The sequence below is a fragment of the Amycolatopsis sp. cg9 genome (genome assembly GCF_041346945.1).
Lineage (GTDB): Bacteria > Actinomycetota > Actinomycetes > Mycobacteriales > Pseudonocardiaceae > Amycolatopsis.
Genome location: NZ_CP166850.1, coordinates 1752912 through 1771736, shown reverse-complemented (window position 1 = coordinate 1771736; position 18825 = coordinate 1752912). Strand labels below are relative to the sequence as shown.

Annotated in this window: 17 protein-coding genes; 11 read left to right on the top strand and 6 right to left on the bottom strand. The window is 71.1% G+C overall.

Annotated elements, in window-relative coordinates; genetic code table 11:
- The first annotated feature begins 20 nt into the window (after positions 1–20).
- Together AB5J73_RS08080 and AB5J73_RS08075 are read left to right on the top strand one after the other, a co-directional pair.
- On the top strand, positions 21–1160 hold the full coding sequence (locus AB5J73_RS08080) for a dipeptidase (RefSeq protein WP_370969067.1): 1140 nt from the start codon (positions 21–23) through the stop codon (positions 1158–1160).
- Between the two features lie 46 nt (positions 1161–1206).
- Positions 1207–1629 (top strand): lipopolysaccharide assembly LapA domain-containing protein, encoded by a 423-nt coding sequence (locus AB5J73_RS08075; protein WP_370969066.1) that lies wholly within the window; start codon positions 1207–1209, stop codon positions 1627–1629.
- A gap of 60 nt (positions 1630–1689) precedes the next feature.
- On the opposite strand, the gene AB5J73_RS08070 is transcribed toward AB5J73_RS08075, so the two are convergent.
- A complete protein-coding gene (locus tag AB5J73_RS08070) occupies positions 1690–2511 on the bottom strand; it encodes a maleylpyruvate isomerase family mycothiol-dependent enzyme (RefSeq protein WP_370969064.1) in 822 nt (273 codons plus the stop codon).
- A 132-nt stretch (positions 2512–2643) separates the two neighbouring features.
- Between AB5J73_RS08070 and AB5J73_RS08065 the strand changes: the two genes are divergently transcribed.
- Positions 2644–3435, top strand: coding sequence for an Abi-alpha family protein (locus tag AB5J73_RS08065; RefSeq protein WP_370969062.1), 792 nt, complete (start codon positions 2644–2646; stop codon positions 3433–3435).
- 4 nt (positions 3436–3439) lie between these two features.
- Entirely contained in the window at positions 3440–4675 is a 1236-nt protein-coding gene (locus AB5J73_RS08060) for a DUF445 domain-containing protein (protein WP_370969061.1), read from the top strand.
- Here the strand turns inward: AB5J73_RS08060 and AB5J73_RS08055 are convergent.
- Complete coding sequence (locus AB5J73_RS08055) at positions 4672–5031, bottom strand: winged helix-turn-helix transcriptional regulator (protein WP_370969060.1); 360 nt, start codon at positions 5029–5031, stop codon at positions 4672–4674. The two genes, AB5J73_RS08060 and AB5J73_RS08055, sit on opposite strands and share 4 nt — an antisense overlap.
- A 115-nt stretch (positions 5032–5146) precedes the next feature.
- Between AB5J73_RS08055 and AB5J73_RS08050 the strand changes: the two genes are divergently transcribed.
- From AB5J73_RS08050 to AB5J73_RS08020, 7 genes are all read left to right on the top strand, one after another.
- The gene (locus AB5J73_RS08050) at positions 5147–6133 is read left to right on the top strand and encodes a zinc-dependent alcohol dehydrogenase family protein (RefSeq protein WP_370969059.1); all 987 of its coding nucleotides are present in this window, start codon (positions 5147–5149) and stop codon (positions 6131–6133) included.
- A 103-nt stretch (positions 6134–6236) separates the two neighbouring features.
- Complete coding sequence (locus AB5J73_RS08045; protein ID WP_370969058.1) at positions 6237–9272, top strand: patatin-like protein; 3036 nt, start codon at positions 6237–6239, stop codon at positions 9270–9272.
- A 173-nt stretch (positions 9273–9445) separates the two neighbouring features.
- On the top strand, positions 9446–10000 hold the full coding sequence (gene ectA, locus AB5J73_RS08040; RefSeq protein WP_370973001.1) for a diaminobutyrate acetyltransferase: 555 nt from the start codon (positions 9446–9448) through the stop codon (positions 9998–10000).
- Positions 10001–10015: 15 nt separating this feature from the next.
- The gene (gene ectB, locus AB5J73_RS08035) at positions 10016–11269 is read left to right on the top strand and encodes a diaminobutyrate--2-oxoglutarate transaminase (RefSeq protein WP_370969057.1); all 1254 of its coding nucleotides are present in this window, start codon (positions 10016–10018) and stop codon (positions 11267–11269) included.
- Between the two features lie 12 nt (positions 11270–11281).
- Positions 11282–11668 (top strand): ectoine synthase, encoded by a 387-nt coding sequence (locus AB5J73_RS08030; protein WP_370969056.1) that lies wholly within the window; start codon positions 11282–11284, stop codon positions 11666–11668.
- Between the two features lie 36 nt (positions 11669–11704).
- The gene (gene thpD, locus AB5J73_RS08025) at positions 11705–12607 is read left to right on the top strand and encodes an ectoine hydroxylase (RefSeq protein ID WP_370969055.1); all 903 of its coding nucleotides are present in this window, start codon (positions 11705–11707) and stop codon (positions 12605–12607) included.
- 393 nt (positions 12608–13000) lie between these two features.
- A complete protein-coding gene (locus tag AB5J73_RS08020; protein ID WP_370969054.1) occupies positions 13001–15775 on the top strand; it encodes a BTAD domain-containing putative transcriptional regulator in 2775 nt (924 codons plus the stop codon).
- 303 nt (positions 15776–16078) lie between these two features.
- On the opposite strand, the gene AB5J73_RS08015 is transcribed toward AB5J73_RS08020, so the two are convergent.
- From AB5J73_RS08015 to AB5J73_RS08000, 4 genes are all read right to left on the bottom strand, one after another.
- Positions 16079–16744 carry a DUF4190 domain-containing protein gene (locus tag AB5J73_RS08015; protein WP_370969053.1) on the bottom strand — a complete coding sequence of 222 codons (666 nt, stop codon included), beginning with the start codon at positions 16742–16744 and terminating at the stop codon, positions 16079–16081.
- A 250-nt stretch (positions 16745–16994) separates the two neighbouring features.
- Entirely contained in the window at positions 16995–17879 is an 885-nt protein-coding gene (locus tag AB5J73_RS08010) for a hypothetical protein (protein WP_086862817.1), read from the bottom strand.
- Positions 17876–18352: a hypothetical protein gene (locus AB5J73_RS08005; RefSeq protein WP_370969052.1), complete on the bottom strand. Its 477-nt coding sequence runs from the start codon at positions 18350–18352 to the stop codon at positions 17876–17878. The genes AB5J73_RS08010 and AB5J73_RS08005 overlap by 4 nt, the downstream gene beginning before the upstream one ends.
- Before the next feature lie 56 nt (positions 18353–18408).
- Positions 18409–18813 carry a hypothetical protein gene (locus tag AB5J73_RS08000; protein WP_370969051.1) on the bottom strand — a complete coding sequence of 135 codons (405 nt, stop codon included), beginning with the start codon at positions 18811–18813 and terminating at the stop codon, positions 18409–18411.
- Positions 18814–18825: the final 12 nt, after the last annotated feature.

Here is an 18825-nt window from a genome sequence, read left to right as displayed (position 1 = left end):
GCCGGCCCTACGATCGGGCGATGACTAACGAGGCACTACAGCGTGCCGGCAAACTGCTGGACGCGGCCATCCTGGCCGACGGGCACAACGACCTGCCGTGGGAGCTTCGGCAGCACGGCGGCCCGAACCCGGTCGAGGCGGCCGCGTCGCTGGACCTGACCGTCCGGCAGCCGGCCCTGCACACCGACTTCCCGAAGCTCGCCGACGGGAAGCTCGGCATGCAGTTCTGGTCGGTCTACGTGCCGTGCGAGTTCGAGGGCCACAGCGCCGTGACCGCCGTCCTCGAGCAGATCGAGGTCGTCCACCAGCTCGCCGAGCGCTACCCCGACCGGCTCCGGCTGGTCGACACCGCGGACGAGGCCGAGGCCGCGTTCGCCGACGGCCGGATCGCGTCGCTGCTCGGCGCCGAGGGCGGGCACAGCATCGCCGAGTCGCTCGGCGTGCTGCGGATCCTGCGCCGCCTCGGCGTCCGCTACATGACGCTGACGCACAACTTCAACACCACGTGGGCCGACTCGGGCACCGACGAGCCGGCCCACGGCGGGCTCACCGACTTCGGCCGCGACGTGGTGCGCGAGATGAACAAGATCGGGATGATGGTCGACCTCTCCCACGTCGCGCCGTCGACGATGCGGGCGGCGATGGAGGTCAGCTCGGTCCCGGTGATCTTCAGCCACTCCTCGTGCATCGCGGTCAACGACCACCCGCGCAACATCCCCGACGACGTCCTGGCGAAGCTGCCCGGCAACGGCGGCGTCGCGATGGTCACCTTCGTGCCGGCGTTCATCTCGCCGAAGGTCGCGGCGTGGGACCAGGAGCTGAAGGCCGCCATGGAGGCCGCGGGCCGGGAGTACCGGAACCTGACCCAGCGCGGCGAGTTCGTGAAGGAGTGGGACGGCCCGGTCAAGCCGAAGGCCACGGTCGACGACGTCGTCGCGCACGTCGAGCACGCCCGCGAGGTGGCCGGCGTCGACCACATCGGCCTCGGCGGCGACTACGACGGCGTCGGCTCGCTGCCGGAAGGGCTGGAGGACACGTCCAAGTACCCGGTGTTGTTCGCGGCGCTGCTCGAGCGCGGGTGGAGTGAGGAAGACTGCGTGAAGCTGGCCGGCAAGAACACCCTCCGCGTCCTCCGGGAGGTTGACGGCTTCGCCCGTTAGGGGGTTTGACACGGCGCTCCCCGCGTGCCGGACGGACACTGGTCACATGACGCACGCGCGCGGGGACGCGGCCGGCCACCCCACCGGCCCGACGAACCACGAACCGCTCGGCGGCGAGGTGCCCGAGGGTGCCCTCGAGCCCGCCGAGCTGCGCGCCGGCGACGTCCGGCCGGGCGCGGAGGAGGCGACGCCGGTGCGTCCGGCGCCCGCCAAACCGGTGGGCAAGGCCCGGCCGACGCGGATCAGCGGCACCTGGGTCGCGGTCATCGCCGGCCTGGTCGTGCTGATCGTGCTGCTGGTCTTCATCCTGCAGAACCTCGACCCCGCGACGGTGCACTTCTTCGGCGCCGAAGGCAGCCTGCCGCTGGCCATCGCGATGCTGTTCTCGGCCATCGGCGGCGCGGTGCTGGTCGCGCTGATCGGCGGCGCCCGGATCCTCCAACTGCGCAAGCAGGCCCGCCGCCGCTGAAGCCGCACTTTCACGTGAAAGTGCCCACCTGGGGCCCGCACTTTCACGTGAAAGTGCGGATCAGGCGATGATTGAGGTCATGGTGAGCATTACCTCGCAAACGTTTTCGTCTCCGGTTGTGCGGACGCGGCCGACGTCGGCGGTGTTGCGGGTGCAGAGCCGCCAGAACGTGTCCAGGTCCGTCGTCACGGTGGCCAGCGGGGTGCGTGACGGCGGTGCGCCGCGGTCCAGCACCCAGCCGTCGCGCTCGCGGCGCGCGTACCACTTGCCGGCCCCGGTGACCGTGTAGCCGACCTGCTTGCCGACGCGGGCGTCGACGTCGCGCAGGGTGTGCGGCAGGGCGCGGACGAACGTGTCGGCGATCGGCTCGGCGTACTCCGCCTCCAGCGGCGTGTGCTCCAGCGCTTCGCGCAGCTGCACGTGGTGGACCCAGAACTCCGAATAGTCCCGGGCCGCGTCCAGCCAGCGCGGCGCGGGCTCGGGGCCGGCCCAGCTCACCGGGTCGCCGTCGGCGTCGAGGTCCAGCTTCGCCCAGTACTCGGTCGTCTGGCCCATGAACTCGTACAGCATCGTGAGCAGCACGTCCGTCGAGAGGCGGCGGCACGCGACGACCCACTCGTCGTTGATCCGGTCGATGAAGCGGGGGAAGGACTCACCCGCGCGGGGGGCTTCGGCCGCGTGCCCGTCGCGGCTTCGGGAGAGCCGGCCGACCTTGTCCCCCAGCAGGTGGGCGGCGATGTCCTTGACCGTCCAGCCCGCGCACGCGGTCGGGCGCTCCCAGTCCTCGCCGGTCAGCGCGCCGAGCAGCGTCATCAGCGCTTGCTCCTCTTTCGAGAAGTACGGGAGGACGTCGATCGGCGGGCCCCAGCGCGTCGGACTCATGTGGGCATCCAAACACCGTGTTGCTCCGGGGCTTCGCCCCGGGCCGGGGGCTCTGCCACCCGGACCCCCAGGATGGGGTCATTCGGCCTACCCGCAGGTAGCATCACCCCGTACGCAGAGGGGAGTGGGCTCGTGAACGCAGAGCGACCGAACGGCCGGGGTACCGGTGACGAGGTGGCCGACCTGGCCCGCCGCGCCGGTCAGCTGGCCGGCTGGGCCGCGCGCACCGGGTTCGCGCTCGGCCGCAAGCTCCCGGGCGTGGAGACCGCCGAACGCGGGGTCCGGCAGGTGGAACGGCAGCTGCTGACCGAGCTGCGCCGCCGGCTCGACGAGGTGGACGACCCGTACCACGCGGCGCTGACCGCGGCGTCGGCGATGAATCGCCCCTCGGTGCCCGGGACCGTCGAAGCCACCGTGACGATCGTGCCCGCGCGCGACAACGCCGTCGAGCCGCTGCGCGCCGCGATGGCCGAGCTGCTCAACCACTCCATCGGCTTCGGCCGCGACCGGGCCCGCGAATACTTCTACGCGATCATCCTGCGCCAGCTGACGCCGGACGAGGCCCGCATCCTGTCCGCGCTGTCCGACGGCTCGCCGTTCCCCGCGGTCGACGTCGTCGAGCGCACCGGCCTGGGCAGCACCGGCCGCGTCGCGCTGCGCAACGCGTCCACGGTCGGCAAGGCGGCCGGGGTGTCGCTGCCCGACCAGGTGCCCGGCTACGTCACGCGGCTGATCGGGCTGGGCTTGGTCGACCTCGACGAAGAGGTGCCGTCGCTGGAGACGCAGTACGAAATCCTGCTGACCGACGAGACCGTGCGCGACGCGGAGAAGCACGTCAAGCGCGCGAAGTTCGTCCGGCGCACGATCCACATCTCGCGCCTGGGCGCGCAGTTCTGGCAGGCCTGCGACCCGAGCCTCGGCTGACCGGATGGGGTCGTTCCTCTCCGGCATCGTCGCCGACTTCGCGCAGCACTGGCCCCTCTACGTCTCGATCCCGGTCGTCGCCGCGCTGATCGGCTACGGCACCAAGCTCGTCGCGATCCGGATGATGTTCCAGCCGGTGGAGTTCATCGGCGTCAAGCCGTTCCTGGGCTGGCAGGGCATCGTGCCCAAGCGCGCCGCGCGGATGGCGAGCATCGCCTGCGACACGATGACCGAGCAGCTGATCAAGCCGGCCGAGGTCGTCGCGCGGCTGGACGCTTCCCGGATCGCCCAGGAGATCGAGAAACCGCTGCTGGCCGGGGTCGAGGACATCGTCCGCGAGGTGGCGGGCCACTACCAGCCGGGCCTGTGGGAGTCGCTGCCGGTGCGCGTGCAGCGCCTGGTGATCGAGCGCGTCCAGCACGAGTCGCCGCGGATGGTCGCGGCCGTGCTCGACCTGATCAAGTCCGATGTGGACAGCGTGTTCGACCTCAAGGGCATGGTGGTCACCAGCCTGGTCAAGGACAAGCGCCTGCTCAACCGGATCTTCCAGGAGGCCGGCGCCAAGGAGTTCAAGTTCATCGCGCGGTCGGGCCTGGTCTTCGGCGGCGCGATCGGCGTCATCCAGATGGTGGCGTGGGTGCTGTTCAAGTTCCCGCCGATCATGCCGGTCTTCGGCCTGTTCACCGGCTGGTTCACGGACTGGCTGGCGCTGCGGATGATCTTCTACCCGATCGAGCCGCGCAGGTACTTCGGAGTCCAGTGGCAGGGCCTGTTCCTGAAGCGGCGGGCGGAGGTCGCGGAAGCCTACGGGTCGTTGATCGCGAAGGAGATCATCACCCCGCACAACGTCATCGAGGCGATCCTGCACGGGCCGCTCTCGGACCGCGTGCTGGCGCTGATCCAGCGCCAGCTGGACCGGGAACTCGGGAGCGTCGCGAAGCCGTTGCTGGTGTTCGCGGTCGGGAGCCGCAAGTACCAGGACGTGAAGCTGGCGATCGCGGAGCAGATCATGTCGCGGCTGCCGGAGACGATGCGGTACATCGAGGACTACGCGACGGACGCGATGGACATCCGGAACGTACTGGTCTCGAAGATGAAGCAGCTGTCCCCGAAGGAGTTCGAGCGCTTGCTGCGACCGGCTTTCGAACAGGACGAGTGGATCCTGATCGCGACGGGCGCCGTGCTGGGCTTCGCGGTCGGTGAAGCGCAGGTGCTGGTGCTGGAGCACCTGGCGGCTTAGGCGACGTCGTGGGCCCGGCGGGCTTCGGCGACCTTCGCCCGGTGCTTCGCCGCCCAGGCCGACAGCGCGTGCAACGGCTCGTCCAGCTCCGCCGCGTGAGCGGTCATCGTGTACTCCACCCGCGGCGGGACCTCCGGGTACACCTTCCGCGTCACCAAGCTGTTGCGCTCCAAGCCCCGCAGCGTCAGCGACAGCATCCGCCGGGAGACGCCGGTCAGCGCGCGCTCCAGTTCGCTGAACCGGCGGGGTCCGTCGCCCAGCTGCACCAGGACCCGGATCGCCCACTTGTCGCCCACCAGGTCCAGGACTTCGCGCAGGGAACACATCTCCGCCGGAAGAACTTCGCCGTTGTCCATCGCTGTGACCTCGTTCGTAACAGGGGTGTGCCGTCGTACCAGGAAAGTGCCGTCTTCCTGCGGGAACGCCGGCGGTCCACGATCGATTCCGGCAAGCACCGGAAAGGAACCTGGAATGACGAAGACAGTGCGGTTCGCCGTCGAAGGCGGGCCGGATGTGCTGGAGCTCGTGGACGTCGACCTCGGCGAGCCCGGGCCCGGGGAACTGCGGCTGCGGGTGGAGGCGATCGGGCTCAACCGGGCCGAGGCGATGTTCCGCTCCGGCACCTACTTCGAGCGCCCCGGCGGGTTTCCCGCGAAGCTCGGGTACTCGGCGTCCGGGATCGTCGAAGCCCTCGGCGACGGGGTCACCGGGTTCGCGGTCGGCGACGCCGTGAGCACCATCGCCGGCTTCTCGATGCGGGACTACGGCGTCTACGGCGAGGCGGCCGTCGTCCCGGCGTCCGCCGTGCTGCGACGCCCCGAAGGGCTCGACGCCGCCGAAACCGTCGCGCTGTGGGGGCCGTTCCTCACCGCGTACGGCGCGATCGTCGACGAAGGGAACGTCCGGCCCGGGGACTTCGTGCTGATCACCGCCGCTTCGAGCAGTGTCGGGCTGGCGACGATCGACGTCGTCAACCACATCGGCGCCATCCCCATCGCCGCCACGCGCACGGCCGCCAAGAAGCAGCGGCTGCTCGACGCCGGCGCCGCGCACGTGATCGTCACCGACGACGAAGACATCACCGGGCGCACGCTCGAAATCACCGGGCAGCGGGGCGCGGAGTTCGTCTTCGACGCCATCGCCGGCGAGGGCGTCCGCGAGCTGGCCGCGGCCACCGCGAAGGGCGGCACCCTCGTCGTCTACGGCGCGCTCGACACGAAGGAAACGCCGTTCCCGCTGTGGTTCGTGCCCACGATGCGGCAGTTCAACGCCTTCGACCTCACCCTGGACCCCGAACGGCTGGCCCGCGCGGAGCACTTCATCCGCGCCGGCGTCCGGGCGGGGACGTTCCGGCCGCGCGTGGACCGCGTCTTCGACCTCGCCGACATCGCCGCGGCGCACCGGTACCTCGAAGCGAACGGGCAGTTCGGGAAGGTGGTGGTCAGCGCAGGGGGCTGAGCGGGCGAGCAAGTCCACCCGAACGGCCGTACACCCGGACGTATCCCCGTGCTCACCTTGCGCCTCTACTCTGCGTCAGGACCACGACCGGGCGGGGGAGCCCATGACTGCCGAACCTTGGCCGCAGGAGATCCGGCTGGCGGTGACCATGACCGGGGGTGCCAGCCTCGCGATCTGGATGGGCGGGGTCGCCACCGAGACCTCGCAGCTGCTCCGGGAATCGCGCCGGACCGCCGAAGCCGGGCGCTACCGCAAGCTGCTCGACCTCCTGCGCGCCACCGTTTCGCTCGACGTCCTGACCGGGACCAGCGCCGGCGGGATCAACGCCGCCTGCCTGGGGCTCGCCGAAGCTTTCGGCTCCTCGCCGGGCGTGCTGCGCGACACCTGGATCAGCACCGCCTCGCTGGAGAACCTGATCCGGGACGCGCGCGAGGCGGAGCCGCGGTCGGTGCTCGACGGGGACCGCGTGCTGCTCGACGACCTCGAAAAGGTGCTGCGCGAGATCACCGGGACGGGCGCGCTGCCCGCCGAAGAGCCGGACGTCACCGTGCTGCTCACCGGCACCATGATCGACGGGGAGACCACCCGGTTCGACGACGCGCTCGGGAACCTGGTGCGGGACACCGAGCACCGGATGCTGTTCCGGTTCTGCGGTCCACTGTGGACGACCGGGGTGGAGGGACCGCTCGCGCTGGCGGCCCGCTCCACCGCGTCGTTCCCGGGCGCGTTCGAGCTGTCCCGGATGCCGATCGGCACCGACGGCACCGACCGGCTGCACCCCGACATGACGCCCTACACCGAGCTGACCCGCTCGCACTGGCTGACCGACGGCGGTGTGCTGCTGAACAAGCCGTTGCGGCCGGCGCTGCGCGAGATCTTCGAACGCACGTCGCACGCGGACGTCCGGCGGCTGCTGCTCTACGTCGTGCCGACCGGCGAAAAGGTCACCGACGCCGTCGAGTGCGATCCGGCGCACCCGCCGCTGCTGTCGAACGCGATGGCCAAGGTCGTCAACACCGTGATGAGCCAGTCGATCAGCGCCGAGCTGGACGACCTGACCCGCCACAACGACGCCGTGCTGCGGGCCAGGGACACCCGGGTTTCGCTGGCCGCGCTGGGGTTGCGCGGTGGGCCCGAGTGCCTGGTCGACGCGCGGATCGCGACCGCGTACCGGGAACGGCGGACCGCCGAGGACGCCGCCGAGCTGGTCCGGGTCGCCGCCCGGCGGTACTCGCTGTCCGAAGCGGACACCCCGGACCGCGACTGGGCGTCCGGGATGTCGCGGCAGCTGCGCGCGATCGCCGTCACCGGGCTGAGCAGCGGTGTCCCGGCCGGGCCGCCGGCCGCGAGCCTCGCGGTCGCGGATCTGGTCGGCTACCGGACGACGGCGCTCGACGACGCCGTCGCGACCGGGCTGCAGCTCGTCAACGCCGGGTTCCGGCTCCAGCCGGACGCCACCGCCGCGAAGGCGCTCAACGACGCTCGCGCCCAGCTGCACGCCGCGCGCTCGACGGCCTCGCGCGGGGTGCGGCTCGGGCAGTGGGTGGCCGCGCACGCCGGGCCCGGCGCGAGCAGCACGCTCGAGGTGTGGATCCGCGAGCTGGCCGAGGAGTGGGCCGGGCTGGGGCGCTCGGCCGCCGTCGCCGAGGCGTGGCCGGCCGTGGTCGCGGGCCTGCGCGCGGCCGCGCCGACGCTGCGGGCGCTGACCGCCGCCGGGGACGAGGCCGGCACGGTGACCACCCTGCTGGACTGGCTCGCGCTGGCGCCCGATGTGGCCGACGACGTGGTCCAGGCCCGGCTGGTGGCGCTGCACGTGGCGACGCGCGGGCTGCTCGCGCAGGCGCCGTCGGTCGACCAGCGGGTCGACCTCGTGCAGGTCAGCGCCGATTCGCGGACGTTGCTGGACATGACGCGCACCCGAGCCGAGGACAAGCTGACCGGGATGCAGGCGAACTACTTCGGCGCGTTCTACAAGGCGTCGTGGCGCGCCAGCGACTGGATGTGGGGCCGCGTCGACGGCGCCGGCTGGCTCGTCCAGTGCCTGCTCGACCCGGTCCGCCTCGAGACGCTGCGGGACGTCCTCGGGCGGGAGCGGTTCCGCGACGAGCTCGTCACCGCGTTCGGCCCGGACTGGCGCCCGCCGGACGAGCGGGACCGCTGCACGCCCGCCGAGGCGGCGCAGCTGCGCGACCAGCTGACCGCCGAGCTGGCCTTCCTCGGTCTCGACGCCGACCTGAAGCCGGCCGAGTTCGGCACCGAACGGCCGATCGGCCTGCCGGTCACGGCGATGGTGCTGGCCAGGGCGCGGCAAGCCGAGATCGCGGCGGAGGAGCTGCCGGTCGTCACGCTCGCCTCGCGCTACGACGCCGACGACCGCCGGGGCCTCGGGGACGCCTTGGCGGCGGAACGCGACCCGGTCGACGTGGGCGGCGCGCAGGCGCGGTTCCAGGCCTGCCGCGTCTCGGCGGAAAAGCTCGCCGGCGAACAGGGCACCGCACGGCTGACCCGCACGCTGGTCGCGCTCGGCGCGGCGACGGTGAACGCGGGGACGGTCGCGTTCCACCTGCCCGGCGGCTGGCCGCGGACGGTCGCGGGCATCCTGCGCACGGTGGCCAGGAGCACGGCGAAGGTCTCCCAGGGCGCGTCACGGCTCGGCACCGCGGGCTCGCTCGCCGCCGGGGTCCTCGCGCTGCTGGCCGGCCTGGTGCTCGGCAACAACGGCGGCGCGGTGCTGCAGTGGATCGGCCTCCCGGTGCTGGCGGGCGCGGTCGTCTACCTGGCGACGGCGCTGCTCACGATGGGCCACCTCGCGCGGCGGCTGTTCGCCGCGCTGGGGGTGCTGGTGGTCGCGGCGCTGCTGCTGGCGGCGTTCCTGCCACCGCTGGCCCAGCCGTTCTTCGGCTGGCTCGGCGGGGTCGTCGCGGGCTGGCGCCGCGGGGACGGCGCGGTGTGGTGGCTGGTCGTGTCGGGGCTGCTGATCCTGCCGGCGGCGGTGCTGCCGGTGAGCGGGATCGTGCGGCGCCTGCCGCACCGGCGGGCCGCGCGGAAGCTGACGAGAGCCGCGTCGAGCGGGGCCGGGCGGCACTCCGGTGGCGACCGGCGCCGGCGCCTGACCGTTCGCGGCCGCGCCGGCGCGTGATCGGCCCGTCGCCTTGCGATCACGGGCGCGAAGGTTCATGGTGCGGATAGGTCGCGAGCCACGCGCGAGCGACCCAGGCGCGCGTGTGCCCAGGCACCGTCCACTTCAAACATGTTTGTGGGACTCCTCACCGGGTACCCGGCGTCGCCGCAGGTCATCACGGGGGTCGTGAGCTGCGTCGCTGGCGAGCCGAAAATTCTCTGTTACGTTTCCTGAGTATGTCCGTAACGCACTTGATCGAATCCCCGACCAAGGCGGACGGCGCGGAGCTTTGGCGAATCGCGCGTGATTCCGCCAAGCTCGATCTCAACTCGCCGTACGCATACATGCTGTGGTGCCGCGATTTCGCCGAGTCCTCGGTGGTCGCGCGTGAGGACGGCAAGGCGGTCGGATTCGTCATCGCCTACCGCAGGCCGGACGAGCCCGAGGCAGCGCTCGTCTGGCAGGTCGCGGTCGACGCGTCGCAGCGCGGAAAGGGCCTGGCCGGGGCTCTGCTCGACGCGCTCTACACGAGACTCGTCGCCGACGGTGTGCGTTACCTCGAGACCACCATCACCCCGGACAACGAGGCGTCCATCCGGCTCTTCGCGTCGTTCGCGAAGCGGTGGAACGCCGCGATGGAAACCAGTGTGCTGTTCGCTGGGGAAGATTTCCCCGAAGCCGGGCACCTGGCCGAAGAGCTTTACCGCATCGGTCCGCTGACGCCACGCAAAGATCCGGGCGAGTAGGAGAAAAGAAACGTCATGAGCATCTTCGAAGAGCTCGAATCCGAAGTACGCAGCTACAGCCGCGGCTGGCCGGTCGTGTTCGACCGCGCGCAGGGCAGCCACCTCTACGACGAGAGCGGGAAGGCCTACCTCGACTTCTTCGCCGGGGCCGGTGCGCTGAACTACGGGCACAACAACCCGAAGCTGAAGCAGGCGCTGATCGACTACATCCAGCGCGACGGCGTCACACACGCGCTGGACATGTTCACCGTGGCGAAGCGGGACTTCCTGCAGACCTTCCGCGACAAGATCCTCGACCCCCGCAACCTGAACTACAAGGTCGTGTTCCCGGGTCCGGGTGGCGCGAACGCCGTCGAGGCGGCGCTGAAGCTGGCGCGCAAGGTGACCGGCAAGGAATCGGTCATCAACTTCACCAACGCCTTCCACGGCATGACGCTGGGCGCGTTGTCGGTCACCGGCAACTCGATGAAGCGCGGCGGCGCGGGCGTCCCGCTGGTGCACGCCACCCCGATGCCGTACGACAAGTACTTCGACGGCGCGATGCCGGACTTCCTCTACTTCGAGAAGCTCCTCGAAGACTCCGGCAGCGGGCTCAACGAGCCGGCCGCGGTGATCGTGGAAGGCGTGCAGGGCGAAGGCGGCATCAACGCCGCGCGCCTGGAGTGGCTGAAGGGTCTCGACGACCTCTGCAAGCGCCACAACATCCTGCTGATCCTCGACGACGTCCAGATGGGCTGCGGCCGCACCGGCCCGTTCTTCAGCTTCGAGGACGCCGGGATCACGCCGGACATCGTCTGCCTGTCGAAGTCCATCGGCGGCTACGGCATCCCGATGGCGCTGACGCTGATCAAGCCGGAGCTCGACGTCTGGGAGCCCGGCGAGCACAACGGCACGTTCCGCGGCATCAGCCCGGCGTTCGTCACCGCCAAGGAAGCGATCGACGTCTACTGGAGCGACGACGAGCTCGAGAAGTCGACGAAGGCGAAGGGCGAGCGCATCGCCGCCGCGTTCTCCGGCATCGTCGAGGCCTACCCCGAGGCGCAGCTGCTCGCCAAGGGCCGCGGCCTGGCGCGCGGCCTCGAGTTCCAGAGCGGCGATCTGGCCGGCCGCGTCTGCGCGGAAGCGTTTGCGCGCGGCCTGCTGATGGAAACCTCCGGTCCCGACGGCGAAGTCATGAAGCTGCTGCCGCCGCTGACCCTGACCGACGACGAGCTCACCCAGGGCCTGTCGATCATCGACGAGTCCATCAAGGCCGTCCTGAAGAAGTAAAGGAGTACGCCCGTGCTCGTCCGCACACTCGACGAGGTCACCGACACCGACGCCGACATCAAGACCCCGAACTGGCGCAGCAAGCGGATCATCCTGGCCAAGGAGGGCGTCGGTTTCTCGGTGCACGAGACCACGCTGTACGCGGGAACGGTCAACGACTTCTGGTACGCGAACCACATCGAGGCGGTGTTCATCACCTCCGGCGAAGGCGAGATCGAGGACCTCGCCACCGGCAAGGTGTACGAGCTCAAGCCGGGGACGCTGTACCTGCTCAACGACCACGACAAGCACCAGGTCCGCCCGAAGACCGAGATCAAGTGCGTGTGCGTGTTCAACCCCCCGGTGACCGGCCGCGAGGTCCACGATGAAAACGGCGTGTACCCGCTGATCACCGAATAACGGGGAAACCGGAGAGGACAACAGGAGGCGAAGCCCGTGACGCTGATGGACACCCGGGTCGACGACACTTACCCGACCCGGATCACCGGTACGCCGGCGCACCTGCCGCGCGTGCACCCCACCGTGTGGGGTACCGAAGCCGACGGCCCGATCGACGCCGCCGCCCTGGCGAACCACGAGACCAAGGGTTACACCGTGGTCGAGGACGCGCTCTCGGTCGGAGAGGTCCAGACGTACTGGCAGGAGCTGGTGCGGCTGTCCTCCGACAAGGAGCTCGCCCGGGACGAGCGCGTGATCACCGAGGCGAAGACCGGTGAAGTCCGGTCGATCTTCGACGTCCACGAGATTTCGGACCTGATCGCCGAACTGGTGCGCGACCCGCGCGTGCTGGACCGGGCCCGGCAGCTGCTCGGCTCCGAGGTGTACATCCACCAGAGCCGCGTCAACTACATGCCGGGGTTCAAGGGCACCGGGTTCTACTGGCACTCGGACTTCGAGACCTGGCACGCGGAGGACGGCATGCCGGCCCCGCGCGCGGTCAGCTGCTCCATCGCGCTGACGGACAACTACCCGTTCAACGGCGGCCTGATGATCATGCCGGGCTCGCACCGGACGTTCGTCCAGTGCGCCGGCGAGACGCCGGACGAGAACTACAAGGCGTCGCTCAAGGACCAGCGGGTGGGCGTGCCGAGCGAGGACGACATCACCAAGATGGCGGCCGAGCACGGCATCGACCAGTTCACCGGCCAGGCGGGCTCGGCCCTGTGGTTCGACTCGAACATCATGCACGGCTCCGGGAACAACATCACGCCGTACCCGCGCTCGAACATCTTCCTGGTGTTCAACAGCGTGGAGAACGCGCTGCAGGAGCCGTTCGCGGCGAGCGCGCCGAGGCCGGCCTTCATCGCCGGCCGCGACTCGTCGCCGATCTCGCGCTGAGGGGGCAGGCCCGGCGGTGACCGACCCGGTGCGCTTTGTTACCGTGTCGCCACCGCGCGGGCGTGTGGTCCGCGCAACAGACGTCTTCGACGGCGAACGGCAGCGGGTGCTTCGCTCGGGGTGAGCCCACCCGCCTGATCGCCGCCGAAGACGACGGGTGGACCGCGCCCCCTGGCGGCCCGGCCGGAAGTTCCACGCACGACCCCGTACCAACGGATCGGGACCGGTGGTACGGGGTCGTGTCACGTCCGGGGGATGTCGCAGGGGGCGGACACCCGCGCTGCGGAATTCGCAGAACCGCTAAAACTCCTGGTACCGGACCTGCTCGACACCCTGTCACCACGGTAGGTTGATTTCCGCGGCAAAGCGGACCCCGGGGAGGTGGGCGCGAGCATGGCCCCGATCCGGTTCCAGCTGCTCGGGCCCGTCCAGCTCGTCCACGGCGACGACCCGGTCCCGATCGGCGGGCCCGGCGTCCGCGGCCTGCTCGCGCTGCTGGCCCTCAAGCCCGGGAAGGTCGTCGGCCTCGACGAGATCATCGACGCGCTGTGGGGGCACGACCCGCCCGCGACCGTCCGCACGATCATCCACGGCAACGTCTCCCACCTGCGGCGGATCCTGCGGGAGATCGACGGCCCCAGCATCCTCACCACCCCGCCGGGCTACCGGCTCGACGTCGACCCGGACCGGATCGACGTCCACCGCGCGCACGCGCTGCTGGACCGGGCCTCGGTGGCCACCCCCGAGGTCGCGGCCGCGCTGCTGACCGAGGCGCTCGCGCTGTGGCAGGGACCCGCGCTCGGCGGCGTCCCCGACTCGCTGCGGGCCCCCGAACTCGAAGACCTCCGCCTCGCCGTGCACGGTGCCCGCGTCGACGCCGACCTCGAACTAGGGCGGCACGCGGAGCTGATCGTCGAGCTCAGCCCCATCGTGCGGGCCGACCCGCTGGCCGAGCGGACGGCGGGGCAGCTGATGCGGGCGCTGTACCACGCCGGGCGCCGCGGGGACGCGCTCGAGCTGTACCGGACCGTCTCCCGCGCCACCCTCGGCAACCTGGGCGTCGAGCCCGGCGCCGAGCTGCGCTGGCTGCACGAGCGCGTGCTCAACGACGACCTGCCGGCACTTTCACGTGAAAGTGCCCACCTGGGGGCCGCACTTTCACGTGAAAGTGCGGCCGAGGAGGACGCGAAGCCGATTTCGCAGTTGCCGGCTGCCGTGCCGAGCCTGGCCGGGCGCGGGGACGAGCTGGCCTGGCTCGACGGGCTGGTCACCCGCGCCGAAGCCGGGGAGACCACGATCGCCGTGGTCACCGGCACCGCCGGCGTCGGCAAGAGCACCCTCGTCGTGTGGTGGGCGCACCGGGTGGCCCGGCGATTCCCGGACGGCGTCCTGTTCGCGTCGCTGCGCGGGTTCGACCCGCACCACCCGCCGCTGGAGCCGGCCGAGCTGCTCACCCAGTTCCTGCTCGGCCTCGGCGTCGAAACCGCGAAGATCCCCGAGCTGCTGCACGAGCGTGTCGCGCTGTACCGGTCGCTGATCGCCGGGCGGCGGATGCTGGTGCTGCTCGACGACGCCCGCACCGCCGAGCAGGTACGCCCGCTGCTGCCGCCCAGCGCCCGGACGATGACGGTGGTGACCAGCCGGTCGCGCCTCGACGGGCTCGCCGTGTCGAACGCCGCCAAGCAGCGCGTGCTCGGCACCCTCGCGCCCGACGACGCCGTCCGGCTGATCGAGGAGCTCGCCGGCCCGGCAGACCTCAACCACGCCCTCGCGCGGCTCTGCGGCTACCTCCCGCTCGCCCTCCGGATCGCGGGCGCGCGGCTCTCGGCGAGCGCGCTGCGCACCGCGGAGGAGCTGATCGACGAGCTCGGCAACGAGCGCACCCGGCTGGCGGGCCTGCAGGTCGAGGGCGCCGAAGACGGCGTGCGCGCCGCGTTCGACGTCTCCTTCCGCGGCCTGCCCGGCGAGATCGCCGAGACGTTCCTGCAGCTCGGCGCGGTGCCCGGGGTGCTGGTCGGGCCGCACGTGATGGCCGCGGTCGCGCAGATCCCGGTCACCGAGGCGCGGCGGCGGCTGCGGGCGCTGGCCGCGCACAACCTCATCGCCGAGACCGCCCGGGACGTCTTCGTCCCGCACGACCTCGTCTGGCTCTACCTGCGGGAGCTCGCGGAGCAGGAACTCGGCGAGAAGGAACGGGACGAGGCGCTCGGCTGGACCATCCGCTACTACCAGGCCGTCGCCGACCGGGCGCGGCGCCGGCTGGGCCCGGTCGCGGACCCGCTCGACTTCACCGGCGTGCTCGCCGACGACGCGATGCCCCCGCTGCGCGGCTTCGCCGAGGCGCACGACTGGTTCGCGGCCGAGTGGCCGAACCTCCTCGCGGTCCTCGACGCCGCGTTCGCCGCGGGCCGCCACGACGACGCCTGGCGGCTGGCCCGGCTCGGGCACGGCTACCGCGTCGCCTGCCCGCTGCTGGACGAGTGGACGCGGATGGCCGACCTCGGCGTCGCGGCCGCCGAAGCCGCGGGCGACGTCGCCGGGCAGTGCTGGCTGCGACTCGCGCGGTCCGAGATCGCGCTGGCCTTCGAGCTGCCGGGGTTCGGCCTCGCCGACGCCGAGCGGGCGGCGGAGCTGGCCACCGGGCTCGCCGACGAGCGGCTGACGACGTCGGCCGACCTGCACCTCGGCCGCGCGCTCAGCCGGCTCGGCGAGCACGAGCGGGCCATCGAGCGGCTGGGCAAGGCCGCGGCGGAGGCCGGCGACGTCACCCTGCGCGGGCAGGCGCTCAGCAGCTGCGCCCAGGCGGAGAAGCGGGCGGGCCTGCTCGCCGAGGCCGTCGCCCACCAAATCGCCGGCCTGCGCATCGACCGCGAACTCGGCGACGACGACCGGGTCGTCGTCTCGCTCGACAAGCTCGCCGACCTCAGCCTGCGGGCCGGCGACCTCGAGGCGGCCGAGCGGTACGTCTGGGAAGCGATCGACCTCGCGATCAGCCGCGAGTTCGTCGCGCGGGAGGGCGCGCTGCGGCTGACGCTGGGCCGGGTGCTGCGGGCCGGCGGCGACATCGACGGCGCGCGCGAACAACTCGCGTTGTCGGTGCGCATTTACGAGCGGGTGCACCCGAAGCTCGTCGGTGAGGTTCGCACCGAACTCGCCGAACTGCAGTGAAGATTCGCCCGCGCTTTGGAGCTGCGACAACTCGGTGTCGGTGCGGTGCATTCATGGCGATGATCCGGTTGCGAATGGGTCACGGCCGGGCGCGCACCGTGAATCCTTAGTGGATTCTTAGTGGGCGCGGGCGGCGTCCGCGTAGGTTCGGCGGTGCCGGCAGAGCCCTAGGGGAGGGGCAGGCTGAGACGCCGGCGCCGGGCCCCGCGCGGGAAACCGCGACGGGGCCGGGAGCCGCCAGGAGCGGCTCGTGGCGATCCGGCCGGCCGAGGTGGGGGTAGGCCGGCCGGTCGCCAGGCTGGGTCAGCCCACGTTGGCGGTGCACAGGGCGATGGTCGTCCCGCTGTTTTCCGCGACCTTCTTGCCGTCGACCAGAATGGCGCAGCGAATTTCGTTGTTGACGTTCGAATTGCGGGTGTCCGCGGTGAGCGTCAACAGGTACGAACCATTGTTGTAAGAAGCCTGGCCCTGCCACGCGTCGGTGCTGGCCGGCGCGTTTTCGGTGCGCTGGTCGCTGAGGCTGCCGTAGCGCACGGTCGCGCCGCCCGCCGAGGTGACCTCGAAGACCACCGCGTGCTTGTCGCTCGCGACGGCGGGCAGGTGCAGCCCGGACTCGCCGCCGCCGAGGAAGGTCGAGTACAGCAGCATCCCCGCCGTCGACAGCAGTGCCGCGACCGAGACGACCGCGGCGGTGATCGCCACCCCGCGGTCGCCCGTGGTGCCCTTCTTGACCTGGACCAACCCGGCGATCCCGAGGATCAGCCCGAGCCCGGCCAGTGGCCACGCGACGAATCCGATGTCCGGGACGAACGCGACACCCAGTGCCGCCAAGCCGAGGAGCAGGCCGACGATCGCCAGGATGTTCCGCCCGGGCTTCGCGTTCGCTTGACGACGCTCCGTGGCCGTCACCGGCGGCGCGGGTCTGCCGTGGCGCGCGGTGGTCGGCGGGTACTGCGGGTCGGTCATCATGCGGGCCCCTTCGGGTGGGAGTGCGACGACGTTAACCCATAAGAGTGCCCACGAACGAAATTGTTACATTCTGGAAAAAGTCATTGTCCCACCATTTCGCGCCAAGTACCGGTATTTCCTGACAACGCGCGCAGGGTGTGACGAGGTGATCAATGGGAAGAATATCGGTGTTCCCACTGTTTTCGTGGCCGGGTGGCCTACGACGACCGTCGGTACCGGTGTTCAAGACGAAAGTCGCAAGCTGGACTTTTCAGTCGAAAAGGCTCACTTCAGGGGTGATTTCGAGGAGCTCGAACACCGGACGTCCGCGACGGCCGTCGATCGTCGTCGTGCGCACGACGCGCAACCGGGCGGTCACCGGGCGGTCGAGGTTCTCCTTGATCTGGTCGAGCAGGTCCGGCGCCACCGCGCCCTGGATGGTCCCGCCGGACTCGCGGTCGAGGTAGAAGATGCGCCGCCGGGTGCGGACGCCGTCGAGCCGCCCGCGCACCGTCTCGTAGCCGACCGCCTCGCGGGACTCGCGGAGGCTGCCCTGGAGGATCCGGGCTTGTTCGGTGGTCATGCTGCGGGTGACCTGCTCGCCCGCGGTCGGGGTCAGCGCCATCCCGATGCCGGCGTTCTTCGCGACGGCGTTGACGATGTCGCTCACCGCGTTGCGGACGGTGTCGCGCTGCAGCAGCACGGCGTCGAGCGCGCCGTCGTCCGAGCCGTTCGCCGGCAGGAAGTCGCACAGTTCCTTGACGGCGCGCTCGGAAAGCGTCTCGATGCCGTCGAGGATGAGCGCGTCGTCGGAGACGTCGAGCTCCGGGAAGCCGAAGAAGATCGCGTTGCCCGCCTGGCCGCGCTGGATCAGCGGCGCCTTGTCGCGGTCGGCCTGCTGGACCTGGGTGACCTCGCCGGACGGGTTCCGGATGATGTGCCCGATCTTCGCCGTCGCGTCCTGCAGTGCGCGGCTGATGTCGGAGAAGGTGTAGGCGTCGATGGTCTGCTCGCCGATCACCGACACGTGCAGCAGCGGCGAGCGGGACGTCCGCTCGAACTTGGCGTTCGCGGCCATCGCCGAGGCGCGCGCCAGGTCGTCGAGCCAGGTGCCACCGGGGATCTCGTCGGCGATGCGCCGGAACTCGTTCCTCACCAGATCATCTCCGGGTAGCCCCTGCCGCCTTCGGCCCAGACCTCGGCCCAGGTGTCTTCGTCGCCGGGGCGGCACAGGAAGCCGTCCAGCATGCCGCCGACCGGCTGCACCTGGTCGAGGTACATCGCGGGCTGCCCGACGATCACGCCGCGGAGCGTGAGCAGGCCGTACAGCGCAGACCGGCCGGCGTCGTCGAGCCGCTTCAGCGCGCCCCACTCGTCCGGGATGAGGACGACGTCGAGGCCGCGCGGTGGGTGCGCGGTGCGCATGATCAGCTCGCCGCCGATCCAGGCGCGGCCGGACGGCATGATCCGGCGGGCCACGCCGAGGTAGCTGTTGAGCGCGCTGAAGAGGATCTCGCGCTCGTTCTGGTGCGGCGCGTCGAAGACCAGGCGCTCGTAGACGTCGGCGAGGTCGCCCGCGTGGCGGCCCGGTGGCAGGACCTGCTGCGCCGTCCAATGGGGGAGCGCCACGCCACTCCCTCCTCAGCCTCGCTCACAGTGCGTAGCCGAATTTACCAGGATGGGTGTCAGCCACCGCGCCCAGGCTGCTGCGGCCACCGCGGGGTGGCCTCTTCGCTCTCGGGCCAGGCCGGTTCCTCCTCGGTCGGCCAGTCCTCGGCTTCGGCCCCGCGCTGCGGTGGCAGCGGCAGGTGCCCTTCGCGGTGACCGGCCGGCTCGGGCTCGTCCTCGGCCTCGTGGTGCTCCTTGGGCGGGCCCTGCGCCCACGCGGCGGGGATGAACTGCGTCTGCTCGGCGGCGAGCGGCTCGTCGTACCGCGGCTCGGGTTCCGGCTCGTACCGGGCTTCGGGTGCTTCGGGTGCTTCGGCGGCTTCGGTGGGCTTCGAGGTCCGCAGGACGAGCCACGAGGTGAGCGCGCCGAGGGCGAAGGCGACGATCAGCCACAGCCAGATCTGCCCGAACAGCCACAACATCGGCACCACCCC